This is a genomic window from Marinobacter flavimaris, assembly GCF_002933295.1.
In the GTDB taxonomy this organism is placed as follows: domain Bacteria; phylum Pseudomonadota; class Gammaproteobacteria; order Pseudomonadales; family Oleiphilaceae; genus Marinobacter; species Marinobacter flavimaris.
Genome location: NZ_PSSW01000004.1, coordinates 159,929 through 178,304 on the forward strand (window position 1 = coordinate 159,929; position 18,376 = coordinate 178,304).

16 protein-coding genes are annotated in these 18,376 nt (G+C 58.2%); 12 read left to right on the plus strand and 4 right to left on the minus strand.

All coding sequences use genetic code 11. The annotated features are described in order from the left end of the window. Nucleotide 1 precedes the first annotated feature (1 nt). Nucleotides 2-1,309 (minus strand): urea ABC transporter substrate-binding protein, encoded by a 1,308-nt coding sequence (gene urtA, locus MDHKLMBL_RS09255; RefSeq protein WP_104270682.1) that lies wholly within the window; start codon nt 1,307-1,309, stop codon nt 2-4. Nucleotides 1,310-1,661: 352 nt separating this feature from the next. Between urtA and atzF the strand changes: the two genes are divergently transcribed. From atzF to MDHKLMBL_RS09290, 7 genes are all read left to right on the plus strand, one after another. Continuing rightward, the gene (gene atzF, locus MDHKLMBL_RS09260) at nt 1,662-3,476 is read left to right on the plus strand and encodes an allophanate hydrolase (RefSeq protein WP_104270754.1); all 1,815 of its coding nucleotides are present in this window, start codon (nt 1,662-1,664) and stop codon (nt 3,474-3,476) included. A gap of 44 nt (nt 3,477-3,520) precedes the next feature. Next, nucleotides 3,521-4,213, plus strand: a complete 693-nt coding sequence (locus MDHKLMBL_RS09265; protein WP_104270683.1) for a GntR family transcriptional regulator — start codon at nt 3,521-3,523, stop codon at nt 4,211-4,213. 461 nt (nt 4,214-4,674) lie between these two features. Further along, entirely contained in the window at nt 4,675-4,944 is a 270-nt protein-coding gene (locus tag MDHKLMBL_RS09270; RefSeq protein WP_008175232.1) for a ComEA family DNA-binding protein, read from the plus strand. 151 nt (nt 4,945-5,095) lie between these two features. Beyond that, complete coding sequence (locus MDHKLMBL_RS09275) at nt 5,096-5,878, plus strand: (Fe-S)-binding protein (RefSeq protein WP_008175233.1); 783 nt, start codon at nt 5,096-5,098, stop codon at nt 5,876-5,878. Then, nucleotides 5,871-7,310, plus strand: a complete 1,440-nt coding sequence (locus MDHKLMBL_RS09280) for a LutB/LldF family L-lactate oxidation iron-sulfur protein (RefSeq protein ID WP_008175234.1) — start codon at nt 5,871-5,873, stop codon at nt 7,308-7,310. The genes MDHKLMBL_RS09275 and MDHKLMBL_RS09280 overlap by 8 nt, the downstream gene beginning before the upstream one ends. Further along, nucleotides 7,307-7,960 carry a LutC/YkgG family protein gene (locus MDHKLMBL_RS09285; RefSeq protein ID WP_104270684.1) on the plus strand — a complete coding sequence of 218 codons (654 nt, stop codon included), beginning with the start codon at nt 7,307-7,309 and terminating at the stop codon, nt 7,958-7,960. The genes MDHKLMBL_RS09280 and MDHKLMBL_RS09285 overlap by 4 nt, the downstream gene beginning before the upstream one ends. Beyond that, nucleotides 7,957-8,910: a DMT family transporter gene (locus MDHKLMBL_RS09290; protein ID WP_053112909.1), complete on the plus strand. Its 954-nt coding sequence runs from the start codon at nt 7,957-7,959 to the stop codon at nt 8,908-8,910. The genes MDHKLMBL_RS09285 and MDHKLMBL_RS09290 overlap by 4 nt, the downstream gene beginning before the upstream one ends. Before the next feature lie 6 nt (nt 8,911-8,916). Here MDHKLMBL_RS09290 and gloA read toward each other — a convergent pair whose 3' ends face one another. Both gloA and MDHKLMBL_RS09300 read right to left on the minus strand, forming a co-directional pair. After that, a complete protein-coding gene (gene gloA, locus MDHKLMBL_RS09295) occupies nt 8,917-9,465 on the minus strand; it encodes a lactoylglutathione lyase (RefSeq protein ID WP_008175256.1) in 549 nt (182 codons plus the stop codon). A gap of 329 nt (nt 9,466-9,794) precedes the next feature. After that, nucleotides 9,795-10,931 (minus strand): alkane 1-monooxygenase, encoded by a 1,137-nt coding sequence (locus MDHKLMBL_RS09300; protein WP_104270685.1) that lies wholly within the window; start codon nt 10,929-10,931, stop codon nt 9,795-9,797. Nucleotides 10,932-11,182: 251 nt separating this feature from the next. Here MDHKLMBL_RS09300 and MDHKLMBL_RS09305 point away from each other — a divergent pair, with 251 nt between their 5' ends. The 5 genes from MDHKLMBL_RS09305 (at nt 11,183) to MDHKLMBL_RS09325 (ending at nt 17,592) form a co-directional block, all read left to right on the plus strand. Beyond that, nucleotides 11,183-11,842 (plus strand): GntR family transcriptional regulator, encoded by a 660-nt coding sequence (locus MDHKLMBL_RS09305; protein WP_104270686.1) that lies wholly within the window; start codon nt 11,183-11,185, stop codon nt 11,840-11,842. Between the two features lie 312 nt (nt 11,843-12,154). Beyond that, nucleotides 12,155-13,177: a DUF6160 family protein gene (locus tag MDHKLMBL_RS09310; protein WP_104270687.1), complete on the plus strand. Its 1,023-nt coding sequence runs from the start codon at nt 12,155-12,157 to the stop codon at nt 13,175-13,177. Nucleotides 13,178-13,242: 65 nt separating this feature from the next. Continuing rightward, nucleotides 13,243-14,301 carry a lysylphosphatidylglycerol synthase transmembrane domain-containing protein gene (locus MDHKLMBL_RS09315; RefSeq protein ID WP_053112913.1) on the plus strand — a complete coding sequence of 353 codons (1,059 nt, stop codon included), beginning with the start codon at nt 13,243-13,245 and terminating at the stop codon, nt 14,299-14,301. Beyond that, nucleotides 14,298-16,541, plus strand: a complete 2,244-nt coding sequence (locus tag MDHKLMBL_RS09320; RefSeq protein WP_008175264.1) for a glycosyltransferase — start codon at nt 14,298-14,300, stop codon at nt 16,539-16,541. Before MDHKLMBL_RS09315 ends, MDHKLMBL_RS09320 begins: the two co-directional genes overlap by 4 nt. A gap of 103 nt (nt 16,542-16,644) precedes the next feature. Next, nucleotides 16,645-17,592: a YbgA family protein gene (locus tag MDHKLMBL_RS09325; protein ID WP_008175265.1), complete on the plus strand. Its 948-nt coding sequence runs from the start codon at nt 16,645-16,647 to the stop codon at nt 17,590-17,592. Nucleotides 17,593-17,643: 51 nt separating this feature from the next. Here MDHKLMBL_RS09325 and MDHKLMBL_RS09330 read toward each other — a convergent pair whose 3' ends face one another. Continuing rightward, the gene (locus MDHKLMBL_RS09330; RefSeq protein ID WP_053112914.1) at nt 17,644-18,375 is read right to left on the minus strand and encodes a DUF481 domain-containing protein; all 732 of its coding nucleotides are present in this window, start codon (nt 18,373-18,375) and stop codon (nt 17,644-17,646) included. Nucleotide 18,376 lies beyond the last annotated feature (1 nt).

Below are 18,376 nucleotides of genomic sequence, written 5' to 3' on the forward strand. Positions count from 1 at the left end.
CTTACTCGGCTTCAGCGGCCAATTCGCCCGCAGACGCGCCACAGGTGCCGGTTGCGGTGTTGAACGTGCCGCAGAACAACGGCTTGCGCCAATCTGCAATCATGTCCCGCGAACCAGGCAGGTAGTCAGACCAGGCATCGCCCGCGACCAGACCAGAGGTTTCCCAGACGACGGAGAACTGGCCGTTGTCCTGGATCTCGCCGATCAGCACCGGCTTGGTGATGTGGTGGTTGGGCATCATGGCGGCGTAGCCACCGGTGAGGTTGGGTACAGTCACACCGATGATGGCGTCTTTTACCGCATCAACATCTGTGGTGCCGGCCTTCTTGACCGCTTCCACATACATGTTGAAGCCGATGTAGTGCGCTTCCATCGGGTCGTTGGTGACCGCTTCATCATTACCGGTGTGCTCGATCCACTGGTCGATGAAGTCGTAGTTGGCGTCGTTGTCCACGCTCATGAAGTAGTTCCACGCAGCCAGGTGGCCAACCAGCGGGCCGGTGTCGATACCGGAGAGTTCCTGCTCACCCACGGAGAAGGCAACAACCGGGATGTCGGAGGCCGCGATGCCCTGGTTACCCAGTTCACGGTAGAAGGGCACGTTGGCGTCGCCATTGATGGTGGAGACCACGGCGGTCTTCTTGCCGGCGGAACCAAAACGCTTGATATCAGACACGATGTTCTGCCAATCCGAGTGACCGAACGGCGTGTAGTTGATCATGATGTCTTCCTTGGCCACACCCATGTCCATCAGGTAGGTCTCAAGGATCTTGTTGGTGGTGCGCGGGTAAACGTAGTCGGTACCTGCCAGAACCCAGCGCTCCACGCCGATTTCGTTCATAAGGTAGTTAACCGCAGGAATCGCCTGCTGGTTGGGCGCAGCGCCTGTGTAGAAGACGTTTTCAGAGGATTCTTCACCCTCGTACTGTACCGGGTAAAACAGAAGGCCGTTCAGCTCTTCCACCACCGGCAGTACGGACTTGCGGGAAACCGAGGTCCAGTTACCGAAGATCACGTCGACCTTTTCCTGGGCCAGCAGTTCACGGGCTTTTTCAGCAAACAGCGGCCAGTTGGAGGCCGGGTCTACAACAACCGCTTCCATCTGACGACCGAGCACACCGCCCTTGGCGTTCTGTTGTTCGATCAGCATTTCAACGGTGTCTTTCAGAACGGTTTCACTGATCGCCATGGTGCCGGACAGTGAGTGCAGGATGCCCACCTTGATGGGATCTTCCGCTGCAACGGAGTTAAAGGAGATGGACAGTGCGAGTGCAGAGAGGCCAAGTTTCACGTGTTTTTTGAGGCTCATTTCAGGCGTCCTTTTCTTAGTTGGGTGTGCAGTTCGTCTTCAAACGCAGCAGAGCCTCTGCATCTGCTGTTCCACACCCCTCATATCCCAATAAAAAACAGTCACTTATCTAGTATACAAGGCAAATCATGGAAGCCCGCGGGGCTGAATGCCCCTCCAGAGCGCAGTATTTCTGAGCGTTTTTGGTGCGAGCGCACCCGATCCGGGCAGACCCGACCAACCTTTTGCCTCAAAAGCACTCATAACTTTATGTTTTCTGGTAACTATCAAGAAAAATCCGCAAATGGCACAAGCATTGCCATTCCACATGTATACAAGTTGATTACGCACATGAGGATGACCAATGCCTTCAATGCTCGGATGGACCATCAGGGACTGGCAGACTGCTTATAAAGAGGGCGCTACGCCCGAGTCATTGCTGGGTGAGTTACTGACCCGCCTGGACAAAACAGACGTTGCCTGGATTTCGCTTCTGGATCAAAAAGGCCTGGATGAGGCACTTGCCGGGTTGAAACAGAAACTCCAGGACGCCGGCGGAGAGATCGACAACCTGCCGCTCTACGGCATTCCCTTTGCCGCCAAAGACAATATTGATGCGGCAGGATTTGAGACAACAGCGGCCTGCCCGGCCTTTGCCTATACTCCGGAAGAAGACGCCACCACCGTGGCCAGGCTCAAGGCCGCCGGCGCCATCGTCATCGGCAAAACCAACCTGGACCAGTTCGCAACCGGCCTGGTGGGCACCCGCTCTCCCTATGGCGCCGTGCCCAACAGCTTCAAACCGGACGTGGTGAGCGGCGGCTCCAGCTCCGGTTCGGCTTCTGTGGTTGCAAGAGGTCTGGTGCCTTTTGCCCTGGGTACCGACACCGCCGGTTCCGGCCGGGTGCCTGCCGGGCTGAATAATCTGGTGGGGCTGAAACCGACCAAAGGGCTCTTCAGCATTCGCGGCGTGGTACCGGCCTGTCGTTCACTGGATTGCGTGTCCATTTTTGCGCTGACCGTGAATGACGCCGGCCTGGTCTCGGATACCATGGCGGGCTTCGATGCCGCCGATGCCTTTTCCCGCAAGCCTCCCTATGCGCTGCCTCTGGATGGGCCAGCCCTTCGGCGGCCCGGCCCCATCCAACGACTGGCGATTCCCGACCACCCGCAATGGTTTGGTGATCAGAAGGCAGAAGCGGCCTGGAATACCGCCGTCAGCCAGTGGCGACAACAGAATGTGGAACTGGTGCCGCTGGATTTCAGCCCCATGCTGGAACTGGCTGCACTGCTCTACGAAGGCCCCTGGGTGGCTGAACGCCACGCGGCGGTGGAATCGTTCATGGCCAGCCACGGCGATGATATGAACCCGGTGGTCAAAGGCATTATCAGCAAGGCCGGGAATTTCAGCGCCACGGATACCTTCAAGGCCCAGTACCGCAAGGAAGAGCTGCAGCGCCAGATCGATGAACTGTTAGCCGATGTGGATGCCCTGCTGGTGCCCACGGCTCCGACGGCTCCCACCATCGAAGCGGTAAATGCGGACCCGGTTGCACTGAACAGCCAACTCGGCACCTACACCAATTTCGTGAACCTGGCCGACATGAGTGCGCTCGCGATTCCTGCCGGTTTCCGGGACGACGGCCTGCCCTTTGGCGTTACCCTGATAACTGGTGCCTGGAAAGACACGGAGCTGCAACGCCTGGCGTGCCAGTGGCTGAATGCCCACCCGACCCCTTTGGGCGCTACAGGCAACGACCGCCCCGAAGAAGCCCCCGGGGCCGCCATTTCGACACCCACCATCAAGGTGGCCGTTGTTGGTGCCCACCTCAGTGGCATGCCCCTGAACACCCAGCTCAGTGAGCGCTACGCGGTTCTGCTTGAGCAAACCACAACGTCTGCCAACTACCGGCTGTTCGCCCTACCAAACACCACACCGCCGAAGCCCGGGCTGAAACGGGCGGCCCCTGGCGAAGGCAGGGAAATCATTGTGGAAGTCTGGGAAATGCCCGCCTCGGCCTTTGGCTCCTTTGTGGACCTGATTCCTGCGCCTCTGGGCATAGGCAACGTCGAGCTGGCTGATGGCCGGTGGGTAAACGGTTTTGTTTGTGAGGGCTACGGCTTCGAGGGCGCAGAGGACGTAACAGAGTTCGGTGGCTGGCGCGCCTATATCGCCTCCAGAGCCTGACCAAGCCGGGGCAATCTGGCGCTCCACGAGGGGAAACGGTGCCAATGGCAAACCCTAGACGAAAAGAGTCCGTAGCCGACAGGGTCTATGAGGCCCTGAAAGAGGACATCTTCGAGTTCCGCCTGATCCCCGGCGACCGATTCAGCGAGGGGGATGTCGGAACCCGCCTGAACGCAAGCCGGACACCGGTGCGGGAAGCACTGTACCGCTTGCAGCGGGAGGGCCATGTGGAGGTGCTGTTCCGCAGTGGCTGGCAGGTAAAGCCATTCGATTTCCAGCAGGTGGAGGAACTCTATGACCTGCGCACCACTCTCGAACGGGCGGCCGTGCACAAAATCTGCAACCTGCCTGAAGAGCCTGCAGCACTGCGAACACTGGTAGCCCTCTGGAACCCGGACCATCCATCCGAGCGCGCGGTGGGCAGCACCGTCAGAATGCTGGACGAGAGCTTTCACTGCGATCTGGTGGCCGCTGCCGGAAACCGGGAGATGACACGAATTCATCGTGAGATCACCGACAGGCTGAGGATCGTGCGGCGCCTGGACTTCAGCCGGGACGAGCGTATTGATGCCACTTACGTGGAGCATGCCGCGATTCTGGAGGCACTGCGCAACGGGCAGGCAAGCGAGGCGGCGGATCGTCTCACCCGTCATATCCGTGCCAGCCAGAAGGCCGTGCGGGAAATCACCATGGAGCGAATCCGCGAGGCGGCTGCTGCCCACCGCAGTGAGCAATAAATTGCCTCTCAGGCCCCGGAAATACTGAACTCAGGTTCATAATTGAACCCGCCGAAACGCTTACAGATCCGTAAGATATATCGCACAAACCATGGAGCGATTCTCCGATAGGTAGGAATTCGATCCAAAGTAGAATGGTTAGTGTCAGGGATGACAAGCCAGCAAGGAACGTTGGCTCAAGGATGAGAACTCCAGGGAAGAGCCCTCCGCGGCTCGGGAGTTGCCCGAAGGATCAGGGCTTACAGGGATGATCACAGGGAAGACGCGCTCAGGATGAGTCGCACGCCTGAGGGAACAGGCAGGGGTCAGCCACGGAATCGGGGATCACAAGGAATGTGGTCCCGTCCGTGCACTCCCCGTACCCACAGACATTTCTGCTCTCTTCTTTACATTTCGCTTCTGCTGCTTTGCGCCCTGGCACAAAACCAAAAAACGCAACACAGCTTCAGGAGCTCGTATCTATGAAACGCACACCGCTTTTCGCAACACTCGTTCTGCTGTTCAGCCTGGTTACCGGTTTTGCCTACGCCCAGGACGCCGCTATCAATATCAACACGGCCGATGTGGCTACCCTCGCCAGCCTGAACGGCATTGGCCAGAGCAAGGCCGAAGCCATCGTTGCCTATCGCGAAGCGAATGGTCCTTTTGCAGTTACCGCAGACCTGGCAAATGTGAAGGGCATTGGCGAACGTACCATCGAGAAAAATGCCGCTCGCCTCACCGTGAAGTAATACCCCGGGCAGTGGCGCGCTGCCGCTGCCCTTCCTCTTTCTGAATCCCTTTCCTCCCTCTTTCCGGCTACCCATAAAGTCGTCTGGCAACACCGCGCTCGCCACCCTATTATTGCTGGATAACAATTCAAAAACCGTTGAGCATCCGCACATGGTTGATCCGATCAAGGTTTATCCTGCAAAACCCGCGAAAGTCTATTTCTACGGCACCTGTCTGGTGGACATGTTTTACCCCGATGCGGGCATTGCCGGCGTGGAACTTCTGGAGCGTGAAGGCATTGAGGTGCTGTTTCCCCAGAACCAGACCTGCTGTGGCCAGCCAGCCTACACCTCTGGTTATCACGACGAGGCCCGATCAGTAGCCAGGGCGCAGCTCGACCTGTTCCCCGGCGACTGGCCCATTGTGGTGCCATCCGGCTCCTGTGGCGGGATGATGCGCAAGCACTACCCCGACCTGTTCAAGGACACCACGGATGAGGTGAAAGCCGCTGAGGTTGCGGGCCGGGTCTGGGAGCTGACGGATTTCCTGCTCAATGTCTGCCACATCAAACTGGAAGACCTGGGTGAACCCACCACCGTGGCCATGCATACCTCCTGCTCCGCCCGCCGGGAAATGGGCGTGGCCGAGGTTGGACCAAAACTGCTGGGCCAGCTCAAAAACGTGAACCTGGTAGAGCAGATCCGGCCGGAGGAATGCTGCGGGTTTGGCGGTACCTTTGCGGTTCGCCACCCGGAGATTTCCAGCGCCATGGTGAGCGAGAAGGTGGACGCACTGGTGGATACCGGCACCAGGCAGTTTGTCACCACCGATTGCGGCTGCCTGATGAACATCGCCGGCTACGCCGAGAAAAACCAGAAGCCTGTTGAAGGCCAGCACATTCTCAGTTTCCTGTGGTCGCGCACCCAGGGCAAAGGGGGCAGCAGTCATGAGTGAGACAGCCGAGCACACTGGCCATCACATCGACGTGAAAGAGTTCCATCCGCGGGCTCAGGCGGCCATTCACGACCCCAAGATCCGCAAGAATTTCCGCAGCGCCATGGACGGGCTGATGTCCAAGCGCAAGACGGCGTTCGAGGGCTGGGATCTGGAAACCCTCCGGGATCTGGGTGCCAACGTTCGCCTCCGCGCCCTGGCCAACCTGCCAGATTTGCTGGAGCAGCTTGAGAAAAAGCTGATCGAAAACGGCATCAGGGTGCACTGGGCGGTGGATGGCGATGAGGCCTGCCGGATTGTGCGGGACATCTGCAAGGCCCGGGATGCCAAGACGGTGATCAAGGGCAAGTCCATGGTCTCCGAGGAAATGGAGCTGAACCATTACCTGGAGGAACAGGGGATCGAAGCCCTGGAATCGGACCTGGGCGAGTACATTGTGCAGTTGGCGGATGAAACGCCATCACACATTATCATGCCGGCGATTCACAAGAACACTGGAGAGATCTCCCAGTTGCTGCACGAGAAAACCGGCACGGATCTGTCCAACGATGTGGAATACCTCACCGCCAGTGCCCGCCTGCAATTGCGGGAAAAGTTCATGAATGCCGATGTGGGCGTTTCGGGGGTTAACTTTGCGGTGGCGGAGACCGGCACCCTATGCCTGGTGGAAAACGAAGGCAATGGCCGGATGACCACCACGGTGCCCAAGTGCCATATTGCCGTTACCGGCATAGAAAAGGTGGTGCCGAGCATGGAGGACGTCTCTGCCCTGCTCGCCCTGCTGACCCGGTCTGCTACCGGCCAGCACATCACCACCTACTTCAACATGATTTCCGGCCCGCGCAAGGCCGAGGAGCTGGACGGGCCCGAAGAAGTGCATCTGGTGCTGGTGGATAACGGCCGCTCGTCGATCTACCAGGACGACGAGCTGCTGGACACCCTGCGCTGCATCCGTTGCGGCGCCTGCATGAACCACTGCCCGGTGTACACACGGGTAGGCGGCCATGCCTATGGCACCACCTATCCGGGCCCGATCGGCAAGATCCTGATGCCGCACCTGATTGGCCTGGACGAAGGCCGGCACCTGCCCAGCGCCTCCAGTCTGTGTGGCGCCTGTGGCGAGGTCTGCCCGGTGAAAATCCCCATTCCCGATCTGTTGGTGCGACTGCGCCAGGAATCGGTGGATGGCGACAAGCTCCACCCGGCCAAGGTCCGTGGCCACGGGGCCAAGCGAAGCTCAATGGAAGCGATGATCTGGAAAGGCTGGGCCTGGATGCACGCCAGCCCCGGCATTTATCGCTTCGGCACCGGTGCCGCCAGCAAATTCAGGGCATTGCAGCCCTCGAAAGCGGGCGCCTGGACCGATTACCGCACGCCCCCCAAACTGGCGGCCAAAACCCTGCACCAGCGAATGAAGGAGCGTGGCCAATGAGTTCCCGGGAAACGATTCTTCAGCGTCTGCGCAACCGAACCGGCGGTGAACTGACGGTGCCGGAGTGCGACTTTTCAGTTCTGGTACGGGATGACTGGTCGACAAAGGAGCGTATCGAGCGGTTCGAGAAGATGATCGAGTCGGTCCACGGCGAGGTGCACCACTGCACCGAAGACATGTGGATGGAACGCCTGGCGGAGGTGCTGAACACCCGCGGGGCCAGGAATCTGCTGATTCCAAAACAACACGAAATCGGACAGTCACTTCGCACTGCCGGTCGTAACGATCTGCCGGAACTGTTGATCTACGACGAGCCTATCGAAAGCTGGCAGTCGCATTTGTTCAACGAGGTGGACGCCAGCATTACGTCCACCCGCGGCGGTATTGCCGAAACCGGCTCGCTGATCCTGTGGCCAAACGAGGACGAGCCACGGCTAATGAGCCTGGTGCCGCCGGTGCACATTGCCGTGCTCCGGGCCTCTGAGCTCTATACCACCTTCCACGAAGCCATGAAGGCCCAGAACTGGGCCGCTGGCATGCCGACCAATGCCCTGCTAATCTCTGGCCCTTCCAAAACCGCTGACATCGAGCAAACCCTTGCCTACGGTGTTCACGGTCCCAAAGAGCTGATTGTGTTGATTATTGAATGATCCAAGGCGCCCTGTTGATCGCCCTGGCTGCCCTGCTATGGGCGACCACGGGCATTGTTGCGAAATTTCTGTTTACCGGTACCGAACTGCAGGCCATTACGTTGGGCTTCCTGCGACTGGCCGTGGCTTTGCCGTTTTTCTGGCTGCTGATGCGACGGGAGCAGGCACGCCTTGAGCGAGCCAATCCGGGCGCTAAAGTGCCCGGCAGTTCCCTACGGAGCCTCACACGCAAGACCCTGATTCCGCTGGCAGCCCTTGGCCTGTTCCAGGCGTTCTACCAGGGCAGCTACCTTCTGGCCGTGGACCTCACCGGTGCCGGCATCGCCACCCTGATCGCGCTCTGCCTTCCGCCAGTGCTGGTGGCAATTCTTGCTGCGCCTCTTCTGGGAGAGAAGCCCAGCCTTTTGACGGTTCTGTCGCTGTTTGCCGCCATCGCGGGCACGGGCATGCTGGTTCTCAGCGATATGGACACCACCGGTACACTTCGGCTTGCGGGCATTCTGGTGGCGTTACTGGCCGCCTGCGTGTACACCGGTTTCACGCTGACCAGCCGTTACAGCTCTGCCGGGACACCGGTGTTCACCACGGCGTTTATCTGCTTCTTCACTGCGGCGCTGATTCTGTTGCCGGTGGTTGCCCTGTCTGGCGGTTTCGAGGGGCTGGAAACTCTCAGTATCGGGCACTGGCTGATGGTGGTGTATGTGGGGGTGGTGCCAACCTGTATTGGCTATGTGTGCTTTTTCTCTGGCATGAAAACGACACCGGCCACGCTCTCCAGCATCATTGTGACTCTGGAACCGCTGTTTGTGGCGCTGCTGGCCTGGGTGTTTCTGGAGGAGATTCTGGGGCCGATTGGTATTGCGGGGGCACTGATACTGACCGCAGCGGTGGTGGTGGCCTCCCGCTACGGCCGTAAACCCGCAGCCGGCCAGGAGGCCGGTGCGGAGTAAGGAAGATCAGTCTTCCTTGCGCTGTTTCTCAAGCATGTCCGGCTGCAGGATTTCAATCCAGTAGCCGTCCGGGTCTTTGATAAAGGCCAGGCCTTTCATCTTGCCGTCGTCCGGCTTTTTCACAAACTCCACACCGAGCTTTTCAAAGCGGTCGCAGGCGGCGTAAACGTCTGGCACCGCTACGCCGATGTGGCCGAAGCCCTGAGGTTCGTCGTTGCCATTGTGGTAGCCGAAGTCGTTGTCGTCTTCGGTGCCCCAGTTGTGGGTGAGCTCAAGCATGGCTTCGCGGCCGAAGGTGTAGGTGGTGCGGTGGGCATCGTCCTGCGGCACGAGGCCGGCCTGGCGATCATCCAGGTAGCCAAGGAAATACAGGGTGAACTTCATTTCGGGGAAGTCCAGTTTGCGAACGAGGCGCATGCCCATCACTCGGGTGTAGAAGTCCATGGAGCGCTCGGGTTCCTTGATGCGCATCATGGTCTGGTTGAAGACGTAACCTTCGGTTTCGGGAACGGTTTCTTCGTATAGGCCAGGGGCCTGTTCGAAATGCTTGGGCATGTTGGTTTTCCCTTTTTTTCGCAGGATTCAAAGGTTATACCTGTGTGCGTTTCAGGGAGATTTCAAGGGCGTGAAAAAAGACCCCGGGGCCAGAGACGAACCGCCGGGGTCTTGAGGGCCGGTTTTTGGCCGGCGTTTCTTCAGAGACGCTCTGAAGTCTGGGGGCCTGTGGAGTTGGGCCGATATGAAGTTTGGGGGCTGGCGGGGCCATGAGGGTGCTATTTCTTTCGGGAAGCCGAACTCGCTGCGCTCAGACAGTCGTTTCCCTGCAGAAATAGCACCCTCACACCCCCGCCGATCGAACTTTTGAGGCAGCCTGCCCTTTGGCGCTAGGCCAACTGGTGTTCTTCGCCTTTGTAATAGGCCTCTACCCTTGGGTTCATTACCCGCCGCCAGAGTGGGGGGAACATTGCCAGGACGATCATTGCGGAGTAGCCGGCCGGTAGTTGGGGAGCTACGTCGTGGTGGCGGAGGATCTGGTATCTGCGCTTGGCCCAGGCGTGGTGGTCGCTGTGGCGTTGGAGGTGGAACAGGAAGACGTTGGTGAGGAAGTAGTTGCTGTTCCAGCTGTGTTCGGGGCCGGTGCGTTCGTAGCGGCCGTTTTCGAGTTTTCTCCGGTGCAGGCCGTAGTGTTCGAGGTAGTTGACGATTTCCAGGAGGGTGAAGGCGATAAAGCTCTGGCCCAGGAAGAAGACGGCGCCGAGCCAGCCGAAGGCGATGGTGAAACCAGCCAGTGCCAGGGCGCTGATGCTGTACCACCAGATCAGTTCGTTGCGCCAGCTGAGGGCTTTGTGGCCTTTGCGTTGCAGGCGTTCGGCTTCCAGTTTCCAGGCATTCAGGAAGTTGCGCATGTAGGCCTGGGGCAAGAAGTTATACAGGGACTGGTTGTAGCGTGACGAGGAGGCATCTTCCGGGGTGGAGACGTGTACGTGGTGGCCGCGCAGGTGTTCGACTTTGAAACCGGCGTAGCAGACCAGTGACAGCAGGAAGCCGCCGGCCCGAGTTTCGAGTTTTTCGTCTTTGTGGATGAGTTCGTGGGCGACGTTGATGCCGAGGCCTCCGACGATGCCGATGGAGACGATCCAGCCAATACTGCCCACCAGGCTGAAGGTGCCGGACGCCAGTTCCAGCATGCTCCAGACCAGTAAGGCTGCAAAGCCTGCCACCCAGCCCAGGGTAATGGCTTTATAGAACCGTTCGCCGACCATCCGCGGCACGTCGGTTTCTTCATCCGGGTTCAGGGAATCCTTGCCGAGCAGCATGTCCAGTACCGGGATGATCCCGAACACGACCACGGGGACGCCCCAGGAAAACAGGTTCACCAGATCAGTGGCCTGGCCGGCGGCCAGCAGCAGAGGCGGCAGCAACAGGGGCACCATGGCGATCAGGTAGCTGTACTTCTTGAGGGTCAGCAATATCCTTCGGCGGGTGGCCTCGCGATTGACCGATAACTGCGTTGTGCTCATTGGGTTCTCTCCATCAAATGCTTGTTGGTGAAACTCTGATCACCTGTTGTTTTCTGCATTATTGTCCTACAATACATCAGTCGTCAACATTTCTGGCGAGGTTTTTTGACAATTGTCAGGAAGCCCCGCCGAATCAAGGCGTTGTCGCTATCGCACTCCGAGGCTGTGATAAACTCATGCGCATATACTCTTCCGCCGGTCGGCTTACTGCAGCAGCCGACCGGTTTTTACGACCTGTCCAGAGAGCCTTTATGGATTTTCAGGTGCCGAACACACTGGCCGAGCAGATTGCCAATTACCTTGCAGAACGGATCATGACCGGGCAGATTCGTCCGGGTGAGCGGATTCAGGAGGCCACGCTCGCCGGTAAACTGAAGGTGAGCCGGGCATCGGTGAAGGAAGCCCTGTACACCCTGGAGCGCTGGCATCTGGTGGAGATCACGCCCCGTAAGGGCGCTTCGGCAACCCGGCTGGATGCGGCCCATGCTTCGGAGCTCTACGATGTTTATATGCACTTGCTGATGATGATGGCGGTGCGTTTGTGTGAGCGCTGGCAAGAGGGTGACAAGCCGCGGATGCTGGCGGCGGTCAGTAACGTTGTTGAACAGATAAAGGATTCGTCGAGCGATATCTCCGGGGTGGTTGAGGCGAGTTTCAATGTGATGGATGCCTGCTGCGAGGTGGTGGGGAATCCTTATCTCACGGAGGCTTTGTCGAATTTCAAGCCGGCGGTCAGTCGGGCCTATTATCTGAGTGCCGATCGGTATCGTCGAGGTTTGACGCAGACCAGTGAGTTTTTTGCCAATCTGCCGCAGGCGGTGCTGGCGCGGGATTCGGTCAAGGCGCAGGCGTTGATTCGGGAGTTTGCGGAGCACCAGAAGTCTCTTATTCAGCAGGCTTTGGCTTCGTAGTCCAAGAACATTGGGTACACGCAAATCGGGCGGGAAGTTCTCCCAAAACACGCTGTGAATACTTCCCTGTACGCTTGGCTCCGCCATCCCTGGCTCCGCACAGTTTTGGGAGAACTTCCCGTCCGCTTTGCCCGATCCTCTCCAGTGGCCTCCCTGTGACAGAGCTCACAGATCTTTCTCCTTCCCCCGCTTATCGTAACAGTCTGTAACAAACCAAAGTTCTTGCTGCATAGGTTGTGCTGTCCCCCTGCGGCCCGGGGAGCGTTGAGCGCTCACCGCTAAAAAACAATAAACCAGACTTTTGGGGCCACCATGACTCAGTCACTAGACTGTCGTCGAAACACCACATCTTCCACTCTCTCGCTCTGGGTGCTCGCCCTCTCGCTGCCATTGCCAGCGATGGCGGAGTTCAAGCCGTTGGACGATGGGGCGATGTCGGGTGTGACCGGGCAGGCGGGTGTGACGATTGAGCTGGAGACCAAGCTCAGCATTGATCGGTTCAGCTGGATTGATGAGGGTTCGTTGAATGTGAACGGGCTGCGGTTATCCGGGCAGAACGATACGGTGCTGGATAACATGAAGCTGACGATCGATATTGCCGGCGATGGGGAGGTGCTGGAGCACGGGTTTTCGGAGATTGCCCGGCGGGCCGATGCGGGGTTGTTGGACCCAACCAATCCGGATGTGGCCGATGCTCTGGCGAAGTATTCCGTCGCGGGCTCTTTTGGCAAGCAGTTCAATAGCGGTGATCTGGTGATGCACCTCGGTGCAACCGATTATGGCGATCCAACCAGTCTGGATGAATACCTGCAGGCGGTGGATTTTGAGCTGGCGGTAGACAGTGTGACCACTTCAGGCAGCGAGGGTTCGGCGACGCTGTTCTCGGACGTTCTTCTGCAAGGGCATATCGGGCCGACGGATCTGGTGATTCGTAACGGGGGCAGTTCCACTCGCACTCTGGCGAACGGCAACGAGGTGTCCGGTTCTGAACTGCAGCTGGATACCCATTTCGAAATTACCGACGGCAGTCTGAACTGGGATGCAGCGGATGTGATTCTGCTGTTCAACTTTGCCGCGGTCGGTATTGAAGGACTTCAGATTCATAATCGGCGCGGCGATGACACGCTGGGCCATTTCGGTATGGCCAGTGCCACTGCAAAACTGTCCAGAGGCACCAGTTCTGCTTCGGGCAACGACGGGCTTTCGGTGCACGATGTTGAGTTCCGGGCGGATATTGATATGCCGGTCTTCAAGATGGGCGGTACCAGTATCGGCAGTGTTCAGTTCACGGACTTCGCCATCATCAACACCACCATGATGGTGTATGGCCACTAGCCCGACACTGGACACCGACCACACCCTACCCTGTAAACTGCCCGTCTCACTCTGACGGGCAGCCCATGACTGACTCCACTGAAATCAGCTATTCAAAGCGCGCTTCTGGAAAAAGACTGGCGATGTTCAGTCTGTTGTTTCTGGCGCTCACCGCTGCCGGGCTGTATGCCGTTTACCATCTGTTCGCCGAACGCACCCTTACCTTCGATACCAGGCTGATCGCTCCGGGAACCCTGTTATCGGTGGCTGGCCTTCTGCTGGTTTATTTCATCTCGGATGGCCTTCGACTCTATTTTACCCTGAGAGCCCTGGGGCACCGGCTTCCCCTGCCGGCCATGGTGCGGCTGGTGTTTATCAATCTGTTCTTTTCCAACATCACGCCGATGGCCACCGGGGGCGGTTTCGCCCAGATCTGGTTTCTGAGCCACCATGGCGTTCCGATTGGGCGTGCGACGGCTGCGACCACGATCCGGACGATCCTGGCGGTGCTGTTCATATTTTCGCTGACGCCGGTATTCCTGCTCACGCTCAAACCCCTGGACGGCAATTCCATCACTGGCGATATCGGCACCGCTCTGGCAGTTCTGATTGTGTTGTACCTCGGCTTTTTCCTGGTTCTGCTGCTCCGGACCCGCTGGCTGATCGGCCCCCTGGCCCGGCTGCTGAGGGCCGCGCGTCGGCTCCATCTGATCAGTGAACCCCGCCATCGGCGCTGGCAGTTCAAGGCACGCCGGGAAATGCTGCGGCTGTCACGGAGCTTTGGTGATTACCTGCGTGGTGCTCCGGTGTTCGTCTGGCTGTCCATCCTGTTCACCGCCGTGTTTCTGCTTAGCCTGTTCAGCTTCCCGGCGCTGCTGATGCACAGCCTGGACTACAGTGTTGATTATGTGATGTCCGTGGGCCTGCTGGTTGTGACCACCTTCGTGATGTACTTCTCGCCCACGCCGGGCGCCTCAGGCATCTCGGAGGGTGTTTTCGGGAGCTTCTTCCGGGATATCCTCTCGGGAAACCACCTGATTCTGGTCATCGTCTGCTGGCGTCTGCTGACCATCTATCTGGGCATGATTATCGGGCTGGTGGTGCTACAGAAGGAACTTGTTGCCAATCGCAGGAGAGCCGGATGATCTTCCGAAACCCACTCAAGCTGCTGTTTTACCTCTGTCTTCTGGTGGTGTTTCTGCTGGTTGGCTACAAAACCTACCTGAATCTGTTCACGGAGGATTTCGAGGGGGTTCATACCGAGCAGGTAGAACGGATTTATCAGGCACTTGAACCCGGCGAGCCCTTCAGTTTCGCGGTGGTGGGCAATATCAATAATTCGGTGGGCATCTTCGAGGACCGCATCATCCCGGAGCTGAATCGATCCGGGCTGGATTTTCTGGTTTCGGCGGGGAACGCTGTCAGTGGTGGCGGCGAAGACAAGTACCGGGCACTCTACGGCACTCTGAGCCACCTGGAGATCCCCTATCTGCTGACCTTCGGTGCCCACGAGTACGAGGACTTTGGCAGTTTCCGTTTCTACGATCACTTCGGCCCGCACTTCTTCAGTATCGAAGCGGGCAATAGCCGGCTGATTTTTCTGGACAGCACCGGTAAAACTCCCTGGCGCTGGCAGATCCGCTGGCTGAAGGATTTGCTGGCCCAGGACACGTCGAAGGCGAGGATCTTGTTCATCGGGCACCCTCCCCTTCATCCGGACGAGAATGCCCCGTTCGACCAGAAGGATGATTACCTGGCGCCGCCCGAGTTCCGGGACGCCCTTCTACAGGCCATCGAGGAGCATGACGTTGACCGGGTATTTTCAGCCAACCTCTCGCTCTATTCGGAAAAGACGGTAGAAGACACCACCTTCGTTACCACGGGTGGCGCCGGTGGCCTGGTTATGAACAACGACACCAGTTTCTATCACTACGTGCAGGTGAATGTAGACTCAGATGGCGAGGTAACACACCGTCTGCAGCGACTGGAAGTGGGCCAGCACCCGGTTCTGAAGCGGCTGGAAAGTCTCTGGTTCTTTATCTACTCCCTGTTCTACACCGGTTACCTCAACTTTATTCTGATCGTCGCCGTGTTTGCGGCCATTGCGATCAAGCTGTACGGCGCCATTTTCATCGGCAAGGATTATTACCCGGACTACGACCTGGACCCCTCGCCCTGGCTGGACAAACCGATGCGGGTGGCCATGTTTACCAACAACTACCTGCCCTTCATCGGCGGGGTACCCATTTCCATTGAACGCCTGCGCCGGGGCCTGGAAGCGCTTGGCGATAAACTGCTGGTCGTGGCGCCCCGCTACAAGGGGCAGCCGGAAACCGAATCCCACGTTTTGCGAGTGCCCTCGCTACTGGCCATGGGCGAGAAGCGGGAATTCCGGCTGGCCAATATTTTCCTCGGGCGGATTCGCAAACGGGTTCGGGCGTTCAAGCCGGATATCATCCATCTGCACCATCCGTTCTGGCTGGGGTCGCTGGGCCTGTTCGTGGCTCGCACCCTGAATATCCCGGCCATATACACCTACCATACCCGCCTGGAGCATTACGCCCACTTCGTGCCGCTACCCGGCATGCTGTTCCGGAACCTGATTTCGCACGCGCTGATCAAACGCTTTGCCAACAAGTGCGACGGTGTGATCGTGCCTACCTACTCCACGGAGGAATATCTGCGGATGATCGGGGTTAAAACACCGACCTTCGTGCAGCCTACCGGCATTGAATATCACAAGTTCCAGGAGGTTCAGGAAAAGGACGTCGAGCAACTCCGGGAGAAGCTGAAGCTCAGGAATGAGAAAGTGTTTGTCAGTGTTTCCCGGCTCTCGAACGAGAAAAACATCGACTTCATGATTGAGGCCATTGATGCCCTGCGGCGGGAAACCCATGTGCCCTTCCGGTTCCTGATGATCGGCGATGGCCACCAAAAGGACCGCTTGCAGAAGAAGATCGAAGACCTGGGACTTCAACAACACTTCACCCTTGTTGGTGCCGTGCCGCCGGACGAAATGGCCACCTGGTACCGACTGGGGGATGCCTTCCTGTTCGCCTCCATCTCCGAAACCCAGGGCATGGTAATTCTGGAGGCGATGGCTGCCGGTTTGCCGGTCGTAGCGGTTCGCTCCAGTGGCATTGAAGACGTTGTCCGACACGGGTTCAACGGCTTCAAGACGCCGGAAAAACAGGACCAGTGGCGGGCGCAAGTCAAAAAGCTACTGGAAGACGACGATCTGCGTGAAAAACTCTCCGAACAGGCCCTGGAATTTGCCAGGGACTACTCAGTGGAGCAGTTCGCCCAAGACGTCCGCACCATCTACGCCACCACACTCGCCATGGCCGCGAAGAAACGAAAAGGCTCGATAATCCATCCTGAATAGGTGGGGTTACAGTTTTCCGCAGCGGCCTGATCGGGCTAGACTGAATTCACGTATTACAAAGACAGTTTTAGCTATCAGACCTGGTTAATTATCGGAGACTAACGTGAGCGGCATCCCCGTCGGAATCAGCACCTGCCTGCTGGGCAAGGAAGTTCGCCATGATGGCGGCCATAAACATTCCCGCTACTGCACCCAGGTGCTCTCGAAACACTTTGATTTCCGCTCCATCTGCCCGGAGCTGGAAGCGGGCCTGGGCGTTCCGCGCCCGGCGATCCACCTGCGCGAATACAGTGATGGCCTGCGCCTGATCGAGACCAAGGGCGCGGCGGACCATACCGACGCCATGCAGGGCTTTATCGAACAGGTGATGCCGACCCTGGCAGACCTTCGTGGTTACATCCTGATGGCCAAGTCTCCCAGCTGTGGCATGGAGCGGATCAAGGTACATAACGAGGATGGCAATGTAACCCGCCGGGATGGCCGGGGCATGTTTGCCGAGGCGCTGTTGAAGGCCTACCCGCTAATGCCGGTGGAGGAGGAAGGCCGACTGAACGACAACATGATCCGGGAGAATTTCGTTGAGAGGGTTTTCGCCTACGACGACTGGATGCAGAACGTGGCCGGAGACAAGCTTTCGGCCAGGGCGCTGATTGAATTCCATACCCGCCACAAATTCCAGCTTCTGGCTCACTCCGAAAAGATCTACCGCCAGCTTGGTCCGATGCTTGGAGACCTGAAGTCCGAGCCGTTGGAAGACATTGCCGAACGCTATATCCACCAGTTCATGGAAGCCATGAGCAAGAAGGTGAGCCGGGGTTCACACATGAACGCCATGCAGCATCTGATGGGCTACCTCAGGGATTCCATGGGCGATGAAGACCGCAAGGTGTTGATGGAGCAGATGGAGGCTTACCATCGAGGCGAGGTCCCGCTAGTGGTTCCCATGACGCTGCTGCGTATGGCCCAGAGAAGGGAGCCGGTGGATTACCTGCATGCCCAGCAGTATTTGACGCCCTACCCAGATGAGCTGGGGCTGCGTAACAACGTCTGAAGATAAAGTTGGGGTCAGATGAAATTTTCATCTGACCCCGAATTCACGCAGTTAGAAACCGTAGAGCAGCGAGAGTGACGTTTCGGTGTCGGTGTTTTCGGAGCCGGCCGGAGCGTCAGACACGTGCTTGACCCGGAAAGCAGCCTTCATGGAGAGATTCCCCACCACGTTCGCCTGCAGCGATGTTTCCGATTCGGTCACCGTGTTGTTTTCGTCCAGGCCAACTTCGGTACTGAGCTTCTGACGGAACAGGGAATTTTCCGAAAGGGCGTAATCAAACTGGCCAGCAAGGCGGGCGATGGCCTCTTCCTCGGTATCCTCGCCTTCCGCATTCACCATATCCAGCTTGTTGTAGCGGTAACCGGCGCCTACTGAGAGGTCCAGAAACGAGCGATCTCCGGAGTTCCAGACCCGGTTGCCGTAACCCGTGGTTACGGTTGATTCGAAGTCGTAGCCGGAGAAGCGATCGTCTTCATAGGAGCCACGGAGAAACCAGTACTGGTTCTCGGCGAACTTGTAGTCGGTCTCCAGGGCGGCCTGATATTTCTCGGCAGTGGTTTCGTCTTCAGTCTCGGAATAGTTGGTGCGGAATTCGCCGGTGTTACGCCAGGTTTCGACTTCATGGACCAACCCCAGGCGACCCTTGATGTTGGTCTCTTCGGTAGTGCCCGAGGTGATCAACACACCCAGCTCGGTTTCGCCCTTCCAGTTATCTGCCTCCTGCGCACTGGCAAAGGGCGCGATTGCAACTGCGGTAATGGCTACAGCCTGTCGTAAATCCATG